Origin of the sequence: Streptomyces sp. WAC 04229 (assembly GCF_003947455.1) — a bacterium.
Lineage (GTDB): Bacteria > Actinomycetota > Actinomycetes > Streptomycetales > Streptomycetaceae > Streptomyces.
Genome location: NZ_QHJH01000061.1, coordinates 18,443 through 37,468 on the forward strand (window position 1 = coordinate 18,443; position 19,026 = coordinate 37,468).

20 protein-coding genes are annotated in these 19,026 nt (G+C 72.6%); 9 read left to right on the top strand and 11 right to left on the bottom strand.

Annotated features, from left to right (window positions below; translation table 11 throughout):
* Nucleotides 1–12 precede the first annotated feature (12 nt).
* The 3 genes from moaA to DMH12_RS18435 form a co-directional block, all read right to left on the bottom strand.
* Nucleotides 13–1,002, bottom strand: coding sequence for a GTP 3',8-cyclase MoaA (gene moaA / locus DMH12_RS18425; RefSeq protein WP_221763132.1), 990 nt, complete (start codon nt 1,000–1,002; stop codon nt 13–15).
* A 157-nt stretch (nt 1,003–1,159) separates the two neighbouring features.
* Nucleotides 1,160–2,794 carry a cation acetate symporter gene (locus tag DMH12_RS18430; RefSeq protein ID WP_125492647.1) on the bottom strand — a complete coding sequence of 545 codons (1,635 nt, stop codon included), beginning with the start codon at nt 2,792–2,794 and terminating at the stop codon, nt 1,160–1,162.
* On the bottom strand, nt 2,791–3,165 hold the full coding sequence (locus DMH12_RS18435) for a DUF485 domain-containing protein (RefSeq protein WP_125492648.1): 375 nt from the start codon (nt 3,163–3,165) through the stop codon (nt 2,791–2,793). The genes DMH12_RS18430 and DMH12_RS18435 overlap by 4 nt, the downstream gene beginning before the upstream one ends.
* A gap of 265 nt (nt 3,166–3,430) precedes the next feature.
* On the opposite strand from DMH12_RS18435, the gene DMH12_RS18440 reads away from it, so the two are divergent.
* The 8 genes from DMH12_RS18440 to DMH12_RS18475 all read left to right on the top strand — a co-directional run bounded on the left by DMH12_RS18440 (nt 3,431) and on the right by DMH12_RS18475 (nt 12,554).
* A complete protein-coding gene (locus tag DMH12_RS18440; protein WP_125492649.1) occupies nt 3,431–4,972 on the top strand; it encodes a S8 family serine peptidase in 1,542 nt (513 codons plus the stop codon).
* 82 nt (nt 4,973–5,054) lie between these two features.
* Nucleotides 5,055–6,572, top strand: coding sequence for a S8 family serine peptidase (locus DMH12_RS18445; protein ID WP_125492650.1), 1,518 nt, complete (start codon nt 5,055–5,057; stop codon nt 6,570–6,572).
* 54 nt (nt 6,573–6,626) lie between these two features.
* The gene (locus DMH12_RS18450; protein WP_125492651.1) at nt 6,627–7,634 is read left to right on the top strand and encodes a CopD family protein; all 1,008 of its coding nucleotides are present in this window, start codon (nt 6,627–6,629) and stop codon (nt 7,632–7,634) included.
* Nucleotides 7,635–7,742: 108 nt separating this feature from the next.
* Nucleotides 7,743–8,735: a DEDDh family exonuclease gene (locus DMH12_RS18455; RefSeq protein ID WP_125492652.1), complete on the top strand. Its 993-nt coding sequence runs from the start codon at nt 7,743–7,745 to the stop codon at nt 8,733–8,735.
* 117 nt (nt 8,736–8,852) lie between these two features.
* Nucleotides 8,853–9,086: a hypothetical protein gene (locus tag DMH12_RS18460; RefSeq protein ID WP_071528763.1), complete on the top strand. Its 234-nt coding sequence runs from the start codon at nt 8,853–8,855 to the stop codon at nt 9,084–9,086.
* Between the two features lie 65 nt (nt 9,087–9,151).
* Nucleotides 9,152–9,958 (top strand): SURF1 family protein, encoded by an 807-nt coding sequence (locus DMH12_RS18465; RefSeq protein WP_125492653.1) that lies wholly within the window; start codon nt 9,152–9,154, stop codon nt 9,956–9,958.
* A gap of 48 nt (nt 9,959–10,006) precedes the next feature.
* Nucleotides 10,007–11,794, top strand: a complete 1,788-nt coding sequence (locus DMH12_RS18470; RefSeq protein WP_125492654.1) for a glycoside hydrolase family 15 protein — start codon at nt 10,007–10,009, stop codon at nt 11,792–11,794.
* A gap of 4 nt (nt 11,795–11,798) precedes the next feature.
* The gene (locus DMH12_RS18475; protein WP_125492655.1) at nt 11,799–12,554 is read left to right on the top strand and encodes an SDR family oxidoreductase; all 756 of its coding nucleotides are present in this window, start codon (nt 11,799–11,801) and stop codon (nt 12,552–12,554) included.
* Between the two features lie 83 nt (nt 12,555–12,637).
* Here the strand turns inward: DMH12_RS18475 and amaP are convergent, their stop codons facing one another.
* From amaP to DMH12_RS18500, 5 genes are read right to left on the bottom strand one after another with little or no spacing between them, the layout of a single operon-like run.
* Nucleotides 12,638–13,225, bottom strand: coding sequence for an alkaline shock response membrane anchor protein AmaP (gene amaP / locus DMH12_RS18480; RefSeq protein WP_125492656.1), 588 nt, complete (start codon nt 13,223–13,225; stop codon nt 12,638–12,640).
* Nucleotides 13,222–13,893, bottom strand: a complete 672-nt coding sequence (locus DMH12_RS18485; RefSeq protein ID WP_125492657.1) for a DUF6286 domain-containing protein — start codon at nt 13,891–13,893, stop codon at nt 13,222–13,224. The genes amaP and DMH12_RS18485 overlap by 4 nt, the downstream gene beginning before the upstream one ends.
* Nucleotides 13,890–14,273 (bottom strand): hypothetical protein, encoded by a 384-nt coding sequence (locus tag DMH12_RS18490; RefSeq protein ID WP_125492658.1) that lies wholly within the window; start codon nt 14,271–14,273, stop codon nt 13,890–13,892. Before DMH12_RS18490 ends, DMH12_RS18485 begins: the two co-directional genes overlap by 4 nt.
* The gene (locus DMH12_RS18495; protein WP_122614781.1) at nt 14,270–14,455 is read right to left on the bottom strand and encodes a hypothetical protein; all 186 of its coding nucleotides are present in this window, start codon (nt 14,453–14,455) and stop codon (nt 14,270–14,272) included. The genes DMH12_RS18490 and DMH12_RS18495 overlap by 4 nt, the downstream gene beginning before the upstream one ends.
* 39 nt (nt 14,456–14,494) lie before the next feature.
* Entirely contained in the window at nt 14,495–14,974 is a 480-nt protein-coding gene (locus DMH12_RS18500; RefSeq protein WP_125492659.1) for an Asp23/Gls24 family envelope stress response protein, read from the bottom strand.
* An 88-nt stretch (nt 14,975–15,062) separates the two neighbouring features.
* On the opposite strand from DMH12_RS18500, the gene DMH12_RS18505 reads away from it, so the two are divergent.
* Nucleotides 15,063–15,848 carry a nucleopolyhedrovirus P10 family protein gene (locus DMH12_RS18505; RefSeq protein WP_125492660.1) on the top strand — a complete coding sequence of 262 codons (786 nt, stop codon included), beginning with the start codon at nt 15,063–15,065 and terminating at the stop codon, nt 15,846–15,848.
* A 35-nt stretch (nt 15,849–15,883) separates the two neighbouring features.
* Here the strand turns inward: DMH12_RS18505 and DMH12_RS18510 are convergent, their stop codons facing one another.
* From DMH12_RS18510 to DMH12_RS18520, 3 genes are all read right to left on the bottom strand, one after another.
* Nucleotides 15,884–16,687, bottom strand: a complete 804-nt coding sequence (locus tag DMH12_RS18510; RefSeq protein ID WP_125492661.1) for an enoyl-CoA hydratase/isomerase family protein — start codon at nt 16,685–16,687, stop codon at nt 15,884–15,886.
* A 157-nt stretch (nt 16,688–16,844) separates the two neighbouring features.
* The gene (locus tag DMH12_RS18515) at nt 16,845–17,066 is read right to left on the bottom strand and encodes a helix-turn-helix domain-containing protein (protein WP_003976983.1); all 222 of its coding nucleotides are present in this window, start codon (nt 17,064–17,066) and stop codon (nt 16,845–16,847) included.
* A gap of 334 nt (nt 17,067–17,400) precedes the next feature.
* Nucleotides 17,401–18,999: an ABC-F family ATP-binding cassette domain-containing protein gene (locus DMH12_RS18520; RefSeq protein WP_125492662.1), complete on the bottom strand. Its 1,599-nt coding sequence runs from the start codon at nt 18,997–18,999 to the stop codon at nt 17,401–17,403.
* Nucleotides 19,000–19,026: the final 27 nt, after the last annotated feature.

The window sequence follows — 19,026 nt, forward strand, 5'->3', positions numbered from 1 at the left end:
CGGCACCCGCCGCTAGCCGCCGATCGCCGACATCGGCCGGTCGGGCTGCACGAACGTCGGGTCGTCGAGGCCGGCGCCCGCCTTCTTGCCCCACATGGCGAGGCGCCAGATGCGGGCGACCTCCTCGTCGGGGGCGTCGGAGCGCAGGGCGGCGCGCAGGTCGGTCTCCTCACGGGCGAACAGGCAGGTGCGCACCTGGCCGTCGGCGGTCAGGCGGGTGCGGTCGCAGGCCGAGCAGAACGGGCGGGTGACCGAGGCGATGACGCCGACGCGGTGCGGGCCGCCGTCCACGACCCAGCGCTCGGCGGGGGCCGAACCGCGCTCCTCGGAACCCTCCGCGGTCAGCTCGAAGCGGGTGCGCAGGGACTCCAGGATGTCACCGGCGGTGACCATCCCGTCGCGCTTCCAGCCGTGCTGGGCGTCCAGGGGCATCTGCTCGATGAACCGCAGCTCGTAGTCGTGCTCGACCGCCCAGGCGAGCAGGTCGGGGGCTTCGTCGGCATTGAGCCCCGGCATCAGGACGCTGTTGACCTTCACCGGGGTCAGCCCGGCCTCGCGGGCGGCCGCCAGGCCCTCCAGGACGTCCTTGTGGCGGTCCCGGCGGGTGAGGGTCTTGAAGACGTCGGGGCGCAGGGTGTCCAGCGAGACGTTGACCCGGTCCAGGCCCGCCGCCTTCAGGGCCGCCGCCGTGCGCCTGAGGCCGATGCCGTTGGTGGTGAGGGACATCTGGGGGCGCGGGGCGAGGGCGGCGACGCGCTCGACGATGCCGACCAGGCCGGGGCGGAGCAGCGGCTCCCCGCCGGTGAAGCGGACCTCCTCGATGCCGAGGTGGGTGACCGCGATGTCGACGAGGCGGACGATCTCGTCGTCCGTGAGCAGGTCGGGCTTGGCGAGCCACTGGAGGCCCTCTTCGGGCATGCAGTAGGTGCAGCGCAGGTTGCACCGGTCGGTGAGCGAGACCCTCAGGTCGGTGGCCACTCGGCCGTAGGTGTCGATGAGCACGTGGGCCCCCTCCCTCGACGCGGATCGGCGGAGCACTTGGCTCCTGCTACACCTGCGAGCCTACGTGACCGGTCCGACATCCACAGGGGGCCGATCCCTACGACGTACGGCGCGGCCCCGTCGTAGGGATCTACGACGGGGCCGCGGACGAGACGGATCAGTGCGCTCCGGTGCCGGTCAGGGAGCGGACCTCCAGCTCGGCGTACTTCGCCTTGTCGGGCTCCTCCTTGGACAGGACCGTGCCGAGCCAGCCCATCAGGAAGCCGAACGGGATGGAGATCAGGCCGGGGTTCTTCAGCGGGAACCAGGCGAAGTCGACGTCCGGGAACATCGCCTTCGGGTCGCCGGAGACCACCGGCGAGAACAGCACCAGGCCGACGGCGACGATCAGGCCGCCGTAGATCGACCAGAGGGCGCCCTGGGTGGTGAAGCGCTTCCAGAAGAGGCTGTAGAGGATGGTCGGCAGGTTGGCGGACGCGGCCACGGCGAAGGCCAGGGCGACCAGACCGGCCACGTTCAGGTCGCGCGCGAGGGCGCCGAGCGCGATGGAGACGATGCCGATGAAGACGGTGGCCCAGCGGGCCGCCCGCATCTCCTCCTTCTCGGTGGCCTGGCCCTTGCGGATGACGTTGGCGTAGATGTCGTGCGCGAAGGACGAGGACGAGGCGAGGGTGAGGCCCGCGACCACGGCGAGGATGGTCGCGAAGGCCACCGCCGAGATCGTCGCGAGCAGGATCGCGCCCCAGGCCGAGTCGACGCCGCCGACGTGGAGGGCCAGCAGGGGCGCCGCCGTGTTGCCGGACGGGTTGGACTCGGTGATCTCCTTGGGTCCGACGAGCGCGGCGGCGCCGAAGCCGAGCGCGATGGTCATCAGGTAGAAGGCGCCGATGATGCCGATCGCCCAGTTCACGGACTTACGGGCGGCCTTGGCGTTGGGCACCGTGTAGAAGCGGATCAGGATGTGCGGCAGGCCGGCCGTGCCGAGGACCAGGGCGATGCCCAGGGAGATGAAGTCCAGCTTGGTCGTCCCGTTGACGCCGTACTGGAGGCCGGGTTCGAGGAAGGCGGCGCCGTGGCCGCTCTTCTCGGCGGCGGTGCCGAGCAGGTCGGAGATGTTGAAGTCGAACTTCAGCAGCACCAGGAAGGTGATCAGGATGGTGCCGCCGATGAGCAGCACGGCCTTGACCATCTGGACCCAGGTGGTGCCCTTCATGCCGCCGATGGAGACGTACACGATCATCAGGAGGCCGACGAGGGCGACGATGAGGATCTTGCCGGCGTCGGAGGTGATGCCGAGCAGCAGCGAGACCAGGACGCCGGCGCCCGCCATCTGGGCCAGCAGGTAGAAGATCGAGACGACGATCGTGGAGGTGCCGGCGGCGGTCCGCACGGGGCGCTGGCGCATGCGGTACGCCAGGACGTCACCCATGGTGTAGCGGCCGGAGTTCCGCAGCGGCTCGGCCACCAGGAGCAGGGCGACCAGCCACGCGACCAGGAAGCCGATGGAGTACAGGAAGCCGTCGTAGCCGAAGAGGGCGATCGCGCCGGCGATGCCGAGGAAGGACGCGGCGGACATGTAGTCGCCGGAGACGGCGAGGCCGTTCTGGAAGGCGCTGAACTGGCGGCCGCCCGCGTAGAAGTCGGCGGCGTCCTTGGTCTGGCGGCCCGCCCACACGGTGATGCCCAGCGTGGCGAGGACGAAGACGGCGAACAAGGTGATGATCAGCGGCCGGTGCTCGCTGGCCTCGTTGGCGGCCAGTTCGGCGGCGAGAACGGTCTGTGCGGGGCTCATGCGCCGCCCTCCATCCGGGACTTGATGGCCTCGGCCTTGGGGTCGAGCTTCGCGGCGGCGTGCCGCGAGTACCACCAGGCGATGAGGAACGTGGTGACGAACTGGGCGATGCCGAAGACGAAGGCGACGTTGATGTTGCCGAACAGCTTGGTGCCCATGAAGTCGCCGGCGTAGTTCGACAGCAGCACGTACAGCAGGTACCAGACGACGAACGCGATCGTCAGCGGGAACGCGAAGGAGCGGAAGGAGCGGCGCAGTTCGGCGAACTCGGCGCTCTGCTGCACTTCGGAGAACTCCTCGGCGGAGGGGAGTCGGTGTTCCTCTTGCGAGGGGGGCTCCTCTTTCGAGGGGGGTGGTGCGTCGGTGGCCACGGAGTCTCCTCGTACGACGGACATGACGGCTTGGACCTCGGTGTTCTCGCTGGGAGCTGGTCGTGCTCGGGCTCCCTGCCCAACGACACGGCGCCCCACGGGGACCGGTTCAACGCCCGGGCCACTTTCCGAAGTCACCCTCGGCGGGTCATTGCTGGCCAGCGACTTGGGGGGATAGCTTCACCCTGCACCACTCCGTCATGTACCTGCCCGAGCACAACCCGTGTCTCGGGCCGGTTTCGTTACCGGATGATGTGGAGACCCCATGGATCATCTGCGTTCCCCGCGTTCCAGACGCAGGCTCGCCCTCGCCGTACCGGTCGTGCTCTCGCTCACCGCGTCGCTCGGCTTCCTGCCCGCGGCCGCGCAGGCGGCCCCGGACGGGCGGGCGGGTCAGACCGCGGCCGCCGAGGCGCCGCGGCTTGCGTACGTCGTCAACACCCGCACGGACCACCGGACGATCGCGTCCGTGAAGCGCGCGATAGCCAGGACGGGCGGCACCGTGGTCGCCACGTACGACAGGATCGGCGTGATCGTCGCCCACTCGGCCGAGCCCGGCTTCGCCACCGCGATGCGCGAGGTCCGGGGCGTGCGGTCGGCGGGCGCGACCCGCACGGCGCCGCTGACCGCCGCCGCGACGACGGACCAGGGCGCCGCCCAGCCGCTCACGGCCGAGCAGGCCGCGCGGACGGCGCGGGCGTCCGGGGCCATGGGAGCGGGCGAGCCGCTGGAAGCGGACCAGTGGGACCTGCGGGCGATAGGCGCCGACAAGGCCGCGCAGATCAACCCGGGCAGCTCCCGCGTCACCGTCGCCGTGATCGACACCGGCGTCGACGACACCCACCCCGACCTCGCCCCGAACTTCTCCGCCGCGCAGTCCGCCAACTGCGTCGGCGGCAAGGCGGACACCAGCGCGGGCGCCTGGCGGCCGTACACCGCCGAGGACTACCACGGCACCCACGTGGCCGGCGAGATAGCCGCCGCCCGCAACGGCATCGGCGTCGCCGGTGTCGCACCGGGCGTGAAGGTGTCGAGCATCAAGGTGAGCGACCCGGACAACGGGCTCTTCTACCCCGAGAACGTCGTGTGCGCGTTCATGTTCGCCGCCGACCGGGGCGTGGAGATCACCAACAACAGCTACTACGTGGACCCGTGGCTGTACAACTGCATGGACGACCCCGACCAGCGCGCGATCGTCGACGCGGTCAACCGGGCCCAGCTGTACGCCCAGCGCAAGGGCACCCTGCACCTCGCCTCCGCCGGCAACTCCAGCCACGACCTGGACTCCGACGCGATCGTCGACGACTCCAGCCCCGACGACTCCACGCCGGTGACGCGGACGATCGACCCGCACGAGTGCTACGACGTGCCGACCCAGCTGCCCGGCGTCGTCACGGTCAGCGCCACGGGCGTCGACAAGGAGAAGTCGTACTACTCCTCGTACGGCGAGGGCGTCGTCGACGTCGCCGCGCCGGGCGGCGACGGGCGCTACCAGATCCCGGACACGCCGTCGAAGAACGGCCGCATCCTGTCGACCATGCCGAACGACGCGTACGGCTACCTCCAGGGCACCTCGATGGCCTCGCCGCACGCGGCGGGCGTGGCCGCGCTCCTGAAGTCGGAGCACCCCTGGGCGTCCCCCGCGCAGTTGCAGTGGCTGCTGAAGGCCCAGGCGGACAATCCGGGCTGCCCCGACTCCTACGACCAGGACGGCGACGGCGCGCAGGACGCCACGTGCGAGGGCGGCGCGCGCGTCAACGGCTTCTACGGCTACGGCATCGTCGACGCGCTCCGCGCGGTGAAGTGACCCGCCCGGCACCGGCACCGGCCCACCTCCATCTTCCTTCCCGTCACGCACCGGTTTCAGCAACGAACTGGAGACACCGCACATGACAGCACCTCTCGCCCGTCACCGCCGCGCCCTCGCGATCCCGGCCGGCCTGGCCGTGGCCGCCTCGCTGGCGTTCCTGCCGGGCAGCCCGGCCGTCGCGGCGGAGGCCGCCCCCTCCTCCGCGGCGGACGCGACCTCGCTCAGCTACGTCGTCAACGTCTCCCCCGGGCACGGGCCTTCGGCGTCCGTGCGCAAGGCGATAGCCAAGGCCGGCGGCACGATCGTGACGTCGTACGACCGGATCGGCGTGGTCGTCGTCCACTCCGCGAACCCGGACTTCGCCAAGTCCGTCCGCAAGGTGCGGGGTGTGCAGTCGGCCGGTGCCACGCGTACCGCGCCGCTGCCCTCGGCCGCCACGACCGACACGGGCGCGCCGAAGGTGCTCAGCGGCGAGGAGATCGCCGCCGCCGAGGCCGCCGAGGGCCAGGACCCGCTGCAGGGCCTCCAGTGGGACCTGCCCGCCATCAAGGCGGACAAGGCGCACGAGAAGACGCTGGGCAGCAAGAAGGTGACCGTCGCCGTCATCGACACCGGCGTGGACGACACCCACCCGGACATCGCCCCGAACTTCGACCGGGACGCGTCCGTCAACTGCGTCTCGGGCAAGCCGGACACCACCGACGGCGCCTGGCGGCCGGGTGCGGCGGAGAGCCCGCACGGCACGCACGTGGCCGGTGAGATCGCCGCCGCCAAGAACGGTGTCGGCATGACCGGTGTGGCGCCCGGGGTGAAGGTCTCCGGCATCAAGGTGTCCAACCCCGACGGCTTCTTCTACACCGAGGCCGTGGTCTGCGGCTTCGTGTGGGCGGCCGAGCACGGCGTCGACGTGACCAACAACAGCTATTACACCGACCCCTGGTACTTCAACTGCAAGGACGACCCGGACCAGAAGGCGCTCGTCGAGGCCGTCACCCGGGCCTCGCGGTACGCGGAGAAGAAGGGCGCGGTCAACGTCGCCGCGGCGGGCAACGAGAACTACGACCTCTCCGCCGACGAGATCACCGACCCGTCCTCCCCGAACGACACGACGCCCGGCGACCGCACCGTCGACCCGTCCGAGTGCCTGGACATCCCGACCCAGCTGCCGGGTGTCGTGACGGTCGCGTCGACCGGCGCGAAGGGCCTCAAGTCGTCGTTCTCCAACCACGGTCTGGGCGTCATCGACATCGCCGCCCCCGGCGGTGACTCGACGGCCTACCAGACGCCGGCGCCGCCCGCCACCAGCGGCCTGATCCTCGGCACGCTGCCCGGCGGCAAGTGGGGCTACATGGCCGGTACGTCGATGGCCTCGCCGCACGTCGCGGGCGTCGCCGCGCTCATCAAGTCGACGCACCCGTACGCCCCGCCGGCCCTGGTCAAGGCGCTGCTGTACGCGCAGGCCGACGCCACGCCGTGCACCAAGCCGTACGACATCGACGGCGACGGCAAGGTCGACGCGGTGTGCGAGGGCTCGAAGAACCGCAACGGCTTCTACGGGTGGGGCATGGCCGACGCGCTGGACGCGGTGCGCCGGTAGCAGGGAGGAACCGGGGAACTTGCCCGGATCTGGGGACTTGGTGAAGATCCTGGGGTGACCCCGATACGACCCAAATCCCGGACCACCGGTACCGGACGGCACGCGACGCCTTCCGGTACCGGCCGGACCGCGGCCGTACTCGCGCTGGTGGCGCTGGCCGCGCTGATACCGGTCCTCGGCCCCTCCCCCGCCCTGCGCGGCACGGGGGAGGCCGAGGCACCGGGCACCGGCGGCATCGCGCTGCTGCGCGCGGTGCTCTTCGCCGCGCTGAGCGTGCCGCTCGGCGAACTGTTCGTGCACCGGCTGGCCCGGTCGCTGCCCGGCGCACCCCCGGAGCGGCCCCGCAGTTGGTCGCCGTACGCGGCCGGGGCCGGTTTCGTCGCCGCCCTGGGGCTGGCGTCGGTCGTGGCGACGGGCAACCTGGTGCCGGACGGCGCCGCCGACATCGACGTGGGCGGTCTCTACGCCTCCCGGGACGGCAAGCTCGCGCTGCTGGAGGTCAACGGGTTCCTCGCGGCCGGTCTGTGCGCCGCCTCGCGCCGGCCCGGCAGCCAGGTGTGGCCGCTTGCCGCCGTGATCGTCGCGGAGGCGCTGCGCGCCCACCCCGCGACCGAGTACAGCCCGCTGACCGGCTCCGGTCTGACCCTGGTCCATCTGACGTGCGCCTCGCTGTGGGCGGGCGGGCTGCTGTACGCCCTGCGGACGCTGCGGCGGTGGCGGGGTGCCGAGGCGGGTCCGGCGCTGCTCGGCCTCTACGCGCGCGTGGCGGCCGTTCTGCTGGCCGCCCTCACGGCGACCGGGGTGTGCAGTTCGCTGCGCCGGATGGAGCCGGGCACTCTCGTGGACCAGTTGACGGACACGGCGTACGGGCGGGTGCTGCTCGCCAAGGTGCTCCTGGTGGCCGCCGTCGCCGCCCTCGCCCTGTGGGCCAGGATCCGGCTGAGCCGCGCGGCGGACCCGCTGACGGCCTGCTCCCCCGCGCGCGCGGAGGTCGTCGCGCTGGGGGCGGTGGTCGCGGTGTCGGGTCTCCTGACGGCCCTTCCGGTGCCGATCCGGTGGTGAGCAACCCCGCCCGGTGGTGGAGAACTTGACGCAGGAACCGTTTCGCCGGTGTCGCGGGCGGCACCTCCGGCACCGCGGTGTCGGTCCCGGCCCGTATCCTCAGTGACCATGCTCGAAGACCGTACGACCGCGGCTCCGTCCGCGACTGCCTGGCCGGCCGCGTATCCGCGGGGATACGCGGTCGTCGACGTGGAGACCACCGGCCTGGCCCGCGACGACCGCATCATCTCCGCCGCCGTGTACCGGCTGGACGCGCGCGGCGAGGTCGAGGACCACTGGTACACGCTGGTCAATCCGCAGCGGGACCCGGGTCCGGTGTGGATACACGGTCTGACGAGCGACGTACTGCGGGACGCGCCGCTCTTCCCCGACGTCGCCGAGGAGTTCGCGGCCCGGCTCGACGGGAGGGTCCTCGTCGCGCACAACGCGGTCTTCGACTGGCAGATGATCGCCCGCGAGTACGCCCGCGCGCGGCGCGAGGCGCCGGTGCGTCAACGGCTGTGCACCATCGCGCTCTCCAAGGAGCTGCGCCTGCCCCTGCCCAACCACAAGCTGGAGTCGCTGGCCGCCCACTACGGCGTCGTCCAGCAGCGGGCGCACCACGCGCTGGACGACGCGCGGGTGCTGGCGGAGGCCTTCCGGCCGAGCCTGGCCGCGGCGGCGGCCGGGGGCGTGCGGCTGCCGCTGCACGAGTGCCGGCCGCTGACCGAGTGGGCGGACCGCCCCGCGCCCCGCATCGGGCAGCAGGCGGGTCACGGTCCCTACCGGCCGAACAGCTGGCGTCCCGCCCGCAAGAGGCCCGCCTGCCCGTACCCCAACCCGGGCCGGTACGAAGTGGGCAAAAGGCTCAAGCAGGGCATGCGGGTCGCCTTCTCGGGTGACACCTCCGTGGAGCGGGACCTGCTGGAGGACCGGGCGACCGAGGCCGGCCTGCACGTGGCCACCAGCCTGTCCCGGCTGACCAGCCTGCTGGTCACCAACGACCCGGACTCGGGCACCTCCAAGGTGGTCAAGGCCCGGCAGTACGGCACGCCGGTGGTGGACGAGGCGGCGTTCGGACAGCTGCTCGCGGACGTCGAGGCGGCCGACGCGGCCCCGTGACGGGGGCCGGGGCGGGGTCGTGACGGGGGCCGCGACGGGCCGTACGGACGGGTGATTCCCGGCGACTCGCCCGGCGTCCGCTCGCCCGCGTGGCGCCGACGGCCCACCCTGTGGCGCATGGCGACATGTGAAGTCTGCGGCAACAACTACGGAATGACCTTCGAGGTCCACGCCCAGGGAGCGGTGCACGTCTTCGACTGCTTCTCCTGCGCGATCCACCGGATGGCACCCATCTGCGAGCACTGCCGGGTACAGATCATCGGCCAGGGCGTCGAGGTCGAGGGCCACTGGTACTGCGGCGCCCACTGCGCCCGCGCGGAGGGGAGGGCGGGGATCGTCGACAAGGTCTGAGCCCCGGTCCGCGCAAGCCGCCACCCGCCGCGTCGCGCCCCACGACCGAGTTGTACCGTCGTGGGGTGTACCGGTTCCTGTTGTCCCGCCAGTGGGTGATCCTCACCCTCGTGGCGCTCGCGCTCATCCCGACGATGATCGAGCTGGGCTTCTGGCAGCTGCACCGCCATGAGCACAGGGTCGCGCTGAACAAGGTGATCGCGGACTCCCTGGCGGCCCGGCCCGTACCGGCCGAGACCATGACCTCCCCCGGGGCGCGGGTCGGCGACGACGACCTCTACCGCCGCGTGACGGCCAAGGGGCACTTCGACACCGCCGAGGAGGTCGTCGTGCGCCGCCGCACCAACGCGGACGACCGCGTCGGCTACCACGTCCTCACCCCGTTCGTGCTGGACGACGGCAAGGTGCTGATGGTCAACCGGGGCTGGATCCCCTCGAACGGCGCCAGCCAGACCGCCTTCCCCGAGATCCCGGCGCCCCCGGCGGGCGAGACCACCGTCACCGGCCGGCTGATGCCCGACCAGACGACCGAGGACAGCGGCATCAAGAACGTCGCGGGCCTGCCCGACCGCCAGGTCATGCTCATCAACAGCGAGCAGCAGGCGGAGCGCCTCGGCAAGCAGGTCCTCGGCGGCTACGTCGAGATGACCGAGCCGAAGCCCGCGGGCGACGCCCCCGAGCTGATCGCGGAGCCCGACCACGACAGCATCGGCAACCACATGGCGTACGCCGTCCAGTGGTGGCTGTTCGCCACCGGCGTGCCGATCGGCTGGTTCGTGCTGGTCCGCCGCGAGGTCCGGGACCGGGCCTCCCAGGACGGCGAGGGCGACGAGGACGAGACCGAGGAGGCCGCGGAGCCCGCGGCGGTGTAGCCGGACGGCGGGCCGATTGCGCCCCTCCCGGTCGGGAAGACGATTCCCGTGCACACCGACATCGAGGACTACGCGCTCATCGGCGACCAGCAGACCGCCGCCCTGGTCTCCACGGACGGTTCCGTGGACTGGCTCTGCCTCCCCCGCTTCGACTCCGCGGCCTGCTTCGCCAGGCTCCTGGGCGACGAGGACAACGGCCACTGGCGCATCGCCCCCAAGGGCGCCGAGCGCTGCACCCGGCGGGCCTACCGGCCGGACACCCTCGTCCTCGACACCGAGTGGGAGACCGAGGACGGTTCGGTCCGGGTCACCGACCTGATGCCCCAGCGGGACCGCGCCCCGGACCTGGTCCGGGTCGTGGAGGGCCTGAGCGGCGAGGTCACGGTGCACAGCGTGCTCCGGCTGCGCTTCGACTACGGCTCGGTGGTCCCGTGGGTGCGCAGGTCCGACGGGCACCGGGTGGCCGTCGCCGGGCCGGACTCGGCGTGGCTGCGCAGCGAACCCGAGGTGCGCAGCTGGGGCGAGGACTTCGGAACGCACTCGGAGTTCACGGTCGCCGCGGGCGAGAAGGTCGCGTTCGTGCTGACCTGGCACCCCTCGCACGAACAGCGTCCGCCGCTGATCGACCCGTTCGTCGCGCTGGAGCACAGTGTCGAGGACTGGCGGGAGTGGGCTGCTCGATGCCGCTACGACGGTCCGCACCGGGACGCCGTGGTCCGTTCCCTGATCACGCTGAAGGCACTCACCTACCAGCCCACCGGCGGCATCGTGGCCGCCCCCACCACCTCGCTGCCCGAGGAGCCGGGCGGCGTGCGCAACTGGGACTACCGCTTCTGCTGGCTGCGCGACTCCACGCTCACCCTGGGGGCCCTGCTGTCGGCCGGGTACCTGGAGGAGGCCGAGGCATGGCGCGACTGGCTGCTGCGCGCGGTCGCGGGCAGCCCGGACGACCTCCAGATCATGTACGGCCTCGCGGGCGAGCGGCGGCTGCCGGAGTTCGAGCTGCCGTGGCTGTCCGGCTTCGGCGGGGCCGTCCCCGTACGGATCGGCAACGACGCGGTGAACCAGCTCCAGTTGGACGTGTACGGCGAGGTCATGGACTCCCTGTCGCTGGCCCGGCAGGCGGGCATGCACCCGCGGCCGCAGATGTGGGAGCTGCAGTGCGCCCTGATGGACTTCCTGGCCACCGCGTGGCGGGAGCCCGACGAGGGGCTCTGGGAGGTGCGCGGCGGACGCCGGCAGTTCGTGCACTCGAAGGTGATGACGTGGGTGGCCCTGGACCGGGCGGTGCGCACGCTGGAGGACCATCCCGAGCTGGGCGGCGGCGACCTGGAGGCCTGGCGCGCGCTGCGCGAGGAGGTGCACCGCGAGGTGTGCGAGAAGGGGTACGACCCGGAGCGCAACACCTTCACCCAGTCCTACGGCTCGCGGGAGCTGGACGCCTCGCTGCTGCTGGTACCGCGCGTGGGCTTCCTGCCCGCGGACGACCCGCGGGTGGTCGGCACGGTCGACGCGATCGGCGCTGAGCTGACCCGGGACGGCCTGGTACGCCGCTACAGCACCGAGGGGCAGCCCGTCGACGGGCTGCCGGGCAGCGAGGGGACGTTCCTCGTGTGCTCGTTCTGGTACGCGGACGCGCTGCACGCGACCGGCCGGACGAAGGAGGCCCGGAAGCTGTTCGAGCGGCTGGTGGCGCTCACCAACGACGTCGGGCTGCTGGCCGAGGAGTACGACCCGGCGGCCGGACACCAGCTCGGCAACTTCCCGCAGGCGTTCAGTCACGTCGGCCTGGTGAACACCGCCCTCGCCCTGTTCGGGGAGGAAGGGGCAGGATAGGACCATGGATCTTGGACTGAAGGACCGGGTGTACGTCGTCACGGGAGCCACCCGGGGCCTGGGCAACGCCGCCGCGCGCGAACTGGTCGCCGACGGGGCGAAGGTGGTCGTCACCGGGCGGGACGAGCAGAGCGTCGCCCAGGCCGCGGCCGCGCTGGGCCCCGACGTGGTGGGCATGGCCGTGGACAACGCGGACCCGCAGGCACCCGAGCGGCTGATCGCGACCGCGCGTGAGCGCTTCGGCCGCTTCGACGGCGTACTGATCAGCGTGGGCGGGCCGCCGCCCGGGTTCGTCGCCGACAACACGGACGACCAGTGGCAGGCGGCGTTCGAGTCGGTGTTCCTCGGCGCGGTGCGGCTGGCCCGGGGTGCGGCGGCCGAGCTGGAGGAGGGCGGGGTGGTCGGGTTCGTGCTGTCGGGCTCGGTGTACGAGCCGATCCCGGGCCTGACCATCTCCAACGGCCTGCGGCCGGGGCTGGCCGGCTTCGCCAAGTCCCTCGCCGACGAGCTGGGCCCGCGCGGCATCCGCGTCGTCGGCCTGCTGCCGGGCCGCGTCGACACCGACCGCGTACGCGAGCTGGACGGGCTGTCCGCCGACCCGGAGGCGACCAGGGCGGCCGCCGAGTCCCGCATCCCCCTGCGCCGCTACGGCACCCCGGAGGAGTTCGGCCGCACGGCGGCGTTCCTGCTGTCCCCGGCGGCGTCGTACCTCACCGGCGTGATGCTGCCGGTGGACGGCGGGGTGCGGCACGGGTTCTAGCGACGCCGCCGCTTCTGGCAGCACCGGTGCAAGCGGCACCGGTGCTGTCGGCGACGGTGCTGTCGGCAGGCCGGACGCGTCGGTCAGCTGACGCGTTCCGCGTGGTGCTTGACGCCGCGGAGCTGGACCTCCGCCGGGAGGGACGGGAGGCCGGCCGAGTCCCGGGCGTGGGTCAGGGCCCCGGTGGTGAGGTCGTGCAGGGCGGTGCCGGGATCGACGTGGGGGGCCAGCAGCAGCCGGACGCGGGTCTTCGGGGCGTCGCGGCGTCCGGTGAGCCGGACCGCGGCCCGCTCCACCCCGTCCACCCGGTCCGCCTCCCCGGCGAGGACGCCCTCCAGCGCCCGGCCGCGCACCGTCGCGGCCTCGCCGTCCCCGGTGTCGACGAGGACCTCGGTGAGCCGGCGGCGCCGCAGAACCGCGACCAGCCACCACAGGGCGAGCAGCAACAGCACGGCGAGCGCCGCGATGACGACCGGCCACCACCAGCCGGCGTCCCGCCAGCGGGTCCGCTCGGCGGTACTGAGCAGCACGTCGTGCGGCCCCTGGTGGACCCACCACGAGGGCGCGGGGAGATCGAACCCGACGGCGAGCACGGCGCCGCCGAGGGCGAGCAGGACCAGGCCCACGAGCCCGGTCAGCACACGGTCGACGGTCCTGAGCACCGCCCTCACCCCTTCCGGCCGGGACGCGCCACCCGCAGGGACACGGCAGGCGGGCGGGCCAGGCCGAGACCGCGCACCGCGTCGTCGAGCACGCCGTCCAGATCGGCCCGTACGTCGTCCAGTTCACGGAAGTGCGACAGCGCGCGCACGCGTGCCTTTCGGCGGCGCATCCGCACCCGGGCCGACTGCACCCCGGCGACCTCCATGGCCCGGTCGCGCAGCACGGTGGCGGCCGCGTCGCGGTGCAGTCCGGCGCGTACGTCCGGGTGGGTGCGCCGCATCGGCAGCACCCTGCGCAGGCCGGGGGTGAGCGCCAGCAGCAGGAGCCAGAGCCCGAGGGCCGCGGCGACCCCCGCGCCGACCAGTACCCACGTGTCGTCGAGGGGGCGCTCATCGAGCTGCCGGGCAAGGTCGCGGCGCCAGCCGAGGGCGTCGCGGCCGGTGCGGACGGCGACCACGTCGTAGAGGAAGGCCCCCGCGAGGAGCAGGACCAGGAGGGCGACGATGCCGGCGGGGACGCGGCGCGCGGACCAGAAGCGGTGGGCCGTTCCGCTCTCCGGGGCGTCGGGGACGTGCTTCTCCACGGCGGGCGGACCGGGCTGCTCGGGGCCGGGTTCCACGACCGGCGGACGCCGGGTGCTGCCCTCGGCCGCCTCGGGGCCCCGGGACTCGCTCATCGCGTCCTCCCCCGCCTCGCGCCGTACTCCCGCGCCAGGTGCAGCCGCTCCACCTGGACGGCGACCTCCGGCACCGCCATGCCCACCAGCGTCCTCACCCGCTGCACGACTTGGTGACGCACCTGACCGCAGCGGGCGCCGATGTCGCACGGGTAGTCGAGTTCGAGGTGGACCCGGACGTGCGCGACGTCGTGGTGGACGGCCACGCTCGCGTGCGGGCGCGCGGCGTCCGGATGGAGCGGACCGACCGCCTCGCGGGCCGCCTGGGCGGCGACCTTGGCGACCACGCGGTCGGCGATCCGCGTGGCACCGCGCTCGCCGGCCGCGACGGCCGCCGGGGGTTCCAGGACCTCGCCGGCCCCACCGCTCACGCCGGTCACCGCCGCCGGTCGTCGCGGGTGCGGAAGAAGTCACCCAGCTCCATGTCGCCCTCCAGGAGGCGGCCGACGACGAACCCGACCGCGCCGAGGGCCGCCACCAGCAGGAAGGCGCCGAATCCGCCGAAGTACCCGGCGAACCCCAGCGCCATGCCGGCGATCAGGCCGACCACGGCCATGCTCATGGTGCGCTCCCCTCGTTCACCGCTGCCTCGTCCTCCACGTCACTTGATCCGGGGCTCCGGTTCCTCGTCCTCCTCGTCGGGGAGCTTCACGTCGCTGACGGCGATGTTGACCTCGACGACCTCGAGGCCGGTCATCCGCTCCACCGCGGCCACCACGTTCTCCCGCACGTCCCGCGCCACGTCCGCGATCGACACGCCGTACTCGACGACGATCTCCAGGTCGAGGGCGGTCTGCTTCTCCCCGACCTCGGCCTTCACTCCCCGTGTCACACCGGACTTGGTCCCGCCGGGCACCCGGTCGCGTACGGCGCCGAAGGTGCGTGACATGCCGCTGCCCATGGCGTGCACACCGGCGACGTCGCGTGCCGCCATTCCGGTGATCTTCTCGACGACGCCGTCGGCGATGGTGGTCCTTCCCCGGCTCCCGGGGGCTTCACCGCCGCGCCGGATCTGGCCCTTGCCCGCACCGGGGGTCTCGATCGTGTCCTGCCCGGCCCGGTGGCTCTCCATGTCGGTCATGGCCGTACGTCCCTTCCGGTCGTAGTCCCTGCGACCACGGTAGTTCTGGTTGGGTCGCGGCGCGCCACGGATGCGGCAGGGTGGAGGAATGACGACGGCGGACCGGTGGACGCGCACGATGCGGGAGCGGTTGGGGCTCGGCAGGCTGCTGCCGCTGGGCGGGCCCCGGGACGGGGCGTGGATCGCGGAACGTGCCGCGCGGGAGGTGCTGCTGGCGGCGGCCCGGGAGGTGGCCGGGGCGTGCCCCGGCGTTCTGCGCGTCGGGCTCGCGGACCCGAGGGACGTGCGGGAGCCGGCCGTACCGCCGCCGCTGGGCGCCCTGCCGCCCGGGCCGCTGCGGGTGACGGCCGACTTCACGGCGACGGTGGGCGGTGCGGCGGCGGCCGCGGAGCCGCTGCCGGCGACGGCCGCGCGGCTGCGGGCGGCGCTGGCGGAGGCGGCGGCCGACGGGCTCGGGCTCGCGGTGACGGACGTGGACCTGCGGGCGACGGGTCTGCTGGACACCCCCGCGGACGCGGCTTGCGGGCAGGAGCCACGGGGGTCTCGGCCGGACGACGGAACGGAGCCGGGGCCGGCCGACGCCACCGCCGACGATGACGGGGGTGGCGTCGATGACGGGGACGAAGGGCGCGTCGCCCGGGCCGCGCTGGGGGTGCCGGGTGTGGTTCGGATGACCGGCGTACTGGGCCGTCCGGTCCATGTGACGGAGCCACCGGCGCGGGAGGGTGCCCTGCCGCGCCGCCATGTCCGGGTGGAGCTGGCGGTGGCGGCGGACCACCGGGCCGTGGAGGTGGCCCGGCGGGTCCGTGCGGCGGTGTCCGAGGCGCTGCCGGACCGGCCGTCGGTGGCGGTGGTGGTGACGGCGGTCGGCTGAGGCACCGGGCCGACCGCGCGCCGCGCCCCGTCCGACTACTCCCCGAGCCCCGCCAGGTCGCGCAGGCGGCGTGCCTGGGCGGCCCGCTCCGCGGTGCGCTGGGTCTCGTAGTCGCGGTGCTGGGCGCCCTGGAGCAGGACCTTGGTCTCGACGACCGCGTCGCGCGGCGCGGCGAGGACCGCCGACACCAGGTCGTGCACGGCGCCGTCGAGCTGGTCCGCGGGTACGGCCAGGTTGGCCAGGCCGCTGTTCACGGCCTCCTCGGCCATGACGAAGCGCCCGGTCGCGCAGATCTCCAGCGCGCGGGCGTAGCCGACGAGGGAGACCAGGGGGTGCGTGCCGGTCAGGTCCGGCACCAGGCCCAGGCTGGTCTCGCGCATGGCGAACTGCACGTCGTCGGCGACGACCCGCAGGTCACAGGCGAGGGCCAGCTGGAAGCCCGCCCCGATGGCGTGCCCCTGCACGGCCGCGACGGACAGGATGTCGCCGCGCCGCCACCAGGTGAATCCCTCCTGGTACTCGGCGATGGCGTCGTCCAGCTCGGCGTCGCCGCCCCGCGCGAGGTCGATGAACGACGGTTCGCCGTCGAAGCCCTCGGGCGTGAACGCCTGCCGGTCGAGACCGGCCGAGAAGGACTTGCCCTCGGCCCGCAGCACCACGGCCCGGACGGAACCGGGCAGCAGCCGGCCGGCCTCGGCGAGCGCCCGCCACAGAGCGGGGCTCTGCGCGTTGCGCTTGGCGGGGTTGGTCAGCGTCACCGTGGCGATCGCGTCGTCGACGGTGAGCCGCACGCCGTCCCGGTCGAGTGCGGGACCGGTGTCGTGGGCGGGCGAAGCCATGGGGCGCCTCCGAAAGGTGCGGTCGTCGTCCCCGCCGCACGCCGGCCCGCAGGCCGTGTGACGGCGGAGCTAAGTGACTGCACAGTAACCACCCGGACGGTCGGACGACCGACCGGGTGACCACCTTCACTGTCGGAGTCGAGGGGCCACCGGGGTGTCAGGCCGATGTGGCCTTTTTGCCCCGGGTAGCCCCGCCACGCCCTCGGAGCGTGACGCCCGACTCGCTGAGCATGCGGTGCACAAAGCCATACGAGCGGCCGGTTTCCTCGGCCAACGCCCGGATGCTCGCACCGGCGTCGTACTTCTTCTTCAGGTCTGCCGCGAGCTTGTCGCGCGCGGCGCCGGTAACCCGGCTGCCCTTCTTCAGAGTCTCGGCCACCCGTGCCTCCTCAAGGAAGTGCGCTCTGGTCTCCTCATGATCACCCCTTCCGCGCCTCCTGGCCACCCATTCGGCAAGGTCGATGAGTCAAGGATGTGACGACAGGAGCGTGTCCCCACATGTGGAATACAGAATTCCAGAGATTCGCGCCCGTACCGCCGAACGGGTTTCCGCGCGTAATTCCAGGTCAGAAAGGCGTCGCGGCCGGCCCCCGGCAATGGGGGGGTCCGGCCGCGAATTGGATGTAGGACGCACCTCTTGATGAGGAGATCTCACACAGATGGTGGATCACGACTCGGCCGAATGATCCATACTCAGTGGATCATCCTTTCGATCAAGCCAGGGCGACGAGATCCGCGTAGTCGGCGCCCCACAGGTCCTCGACGCCGTCCGGAAGCAGAATGATCCGTTCCGGCTGGAGGGCGTCGACGGCGCCCTCGTCGTGGGTGACCAGGACGACGGCGCCCTTGTAGGTGCGCAGCGCGCCGAGGATCTCCTCGCGGCTGGCCGGGTCGAGGTTGTTGGTGGGCTCGTCGAGGAGCAGCACGTTCGCCGAGGACACCACGAGGGTGGCCAGCGCGAGGCGCGTCTTCTCGCCGCCGGACAGGACCCCGGCGGGCTTGTCCACGTCGTCCCCGGAGAACAGGAACGAGCCCAGCGTCTTGCGGACCTCGACCAGATCGAGGTCGGGGTTGGCGGAGCGCATGTTCTCCAGGACGGTGCGCTCGGGGTCGAGGGTCTCGTGCTCCTGGGCGTAGTAGCCGAGCTTGAGGCCGTGGCCCTCGACGACCTGGCCGGTGTCGGGCTTCTCGACGCCGCCGAGGAGCCTGAGCAGCGTGGTCTTGCCGGCGCCGTTGAGGCCGAGGATGACGACCCGGGAGCCCTTGTCGATGGCCAGGTCGACGTCGGTGAAGATCTCGAGGGAGCCGTACGACTTCGAGAGGCCCTCGGCGGTCAGCGGGGTCTTGCCGCAGGGCGCCGGTTCGGGGAAGCGCAGCTTGGCGACCTTGTCGGACTTCCGCTCGGCCTCCAGACCGGCCAGCAGCTTGTCCGCCCGGCGGGCCATGTTCTGCGCGGCGACGGTCTTGGTGGCCTTGGCGCGCATCTTGTCGGCCTGCGAATGCAGCGCGGACGCCTTCTTCTCCGCGTTCTGCCGCTCGCGTTTGCGGCGCTTCTCGTCGGCCTCGCGCTGCTGCTGGTAGAGCTTCCAGCCCATGTTGTAGACGTCGATCTGGGAGCGGTTGGCGTCCAGGTAGAAGACCTTGTTGACGACCGTCTCGACCAGGTCGACGTCGTGGGAGATCACGACGAAGCCGCCGCGGTAGGTCTTCAGGTAGTCGCGGAGCCAGACGATCGAGTCGGCGTCGAGGTGGTTGGTCGGCTCGTCGAGCAGCAGGGTGTCGGCGTCCGAGAACAGGATCCGGGCCAGCTCGATCCGGCGGCGCTGACCGCCGGAGAGGGTGTGCAGGGGCTGGCCGAGGACCCGGTCGGGCAGGTTGAGCGCGGCGGCGATGGTGGCGGCCTCGGCCTCGGCGGCGTATCCGCCCTTGGTGAGGAACTCGGTCTCCTGGCGCTCGTACTGCCTGAGCGCCTTCTCGCGGGTGGCGCCCTGGCCGTTGGCGATGCGCTGCTCGTTCTCCCGCATCTTGCGGATCAGTACGTCGAGGCCGCGGGCGGAGAGGACGCGGTCGCGGGCGAGCACGTCGAGGTCGCCGGTGCGCGGGTCCTGCGGGAGGTAGCCGACCTCACCGGAGCGGGTGACGGCGCCGGCCGCGGGCTGGCCCTCGCCGGCGAGCACCTTGGTGAGGGTGGTCTTGCCGGCGCCGTTGCGGCCGACCAGGCCGATGCGGTCGCCCTTGGCGATGCGGAAGGTGGCGCTTTCGATGAGGACGCGGGCACCGGCGCGCAGCTCGATGCCGGAGGCGGAGATCACGGTCAGACTCCTGGGGCGGGTGGGGGC

What these genes read in the sequence shown, in the direction of transcription:
- DMH12_RS18440 (WP_125492649.1), top strand. Translation starts at nt 3,431, where the DNA reads ATGGATCATCTGCGTTCCCCGCGTTCCAGACGCAGGCTCGCCCTCGCC.
- DMH12_RS18475 (WP_125492655.1), top strand. Translation starts at nt 11,799, where the DNA reads ATGGATCTTGGACTGAAGGACCGGGTGTACGTCGTCACGGGAGCCACC.
- DMH12_RS18455 (WP_125492652.1), top strand. Translation starts at nt 7,743, where the DNA reads ATGCTCGAAGACCGTACGACCGCGGCTCCGTCCGCGACTGCCTGGCCG.
- DMH12_RS18510 (WP_125492661.1), bottom strand. Translation starts at nt 16,687, where the DNA reads ATGGCTTCGCCCGCCCACGACACCGGTCCCGCACTCGACCGGGACGGC.
- DMH12_RS18460 (WP_071528763.1), top strand. Translation starts at nt 8,853, where the DNA reads ATGGCGACATGTGAAGTCTGCGGCAACAACTACGGAATGACCTTCGAG.
- DMH12_RS18505 (WP_125492660.1), top strand. Translation starts at nt 15,063, where the DNA reads ATGACGACGGCGGACCGGTGGACGCGCACGATGCGGGAGCGGTTGGGG.
- DMH12_RS18430 (WP_125492647.1), bottom strand. Translation starts at nt 2,794, where the DNA reads ATGAGCCCCGCACAGACCGTTCTCGCCGCCGAACTGGCCGCCAACGAG.
- DMH12_RS18495 (WP_122614781.1), bottom strand. Translation starts at nt 14,455, where the DNA reads ATGAGCATGGCCGTGGTCGGCCTGATCGCCGGCATGGCGCTGGGGTTC.
- DMH12_RS18445 (WP_125492650.1), top strand. Translation starts at nt 5,055, where the DNA reads ATGACAGCACCTCTCGCCCGTCACCGCCGCGCCCTCGCGATCCCGGCC.
- DMH12_RS18500 (WP_125492659.1), bottom strand. Translation starts at nt 14,974, where the DNA reads ATGACCGACATGGAGAGCCACCGGGCCGGGCAGGACACGATCGAGACC.
- DMH12_RS18485 (WP_125492657.1), bottom strand. Translation starts at nt 13,893, where the DNA reads ATGAGCGAGTCCCGGGGCCCCGAGGCGGCCGAGGGCAGCACCCGGCGT.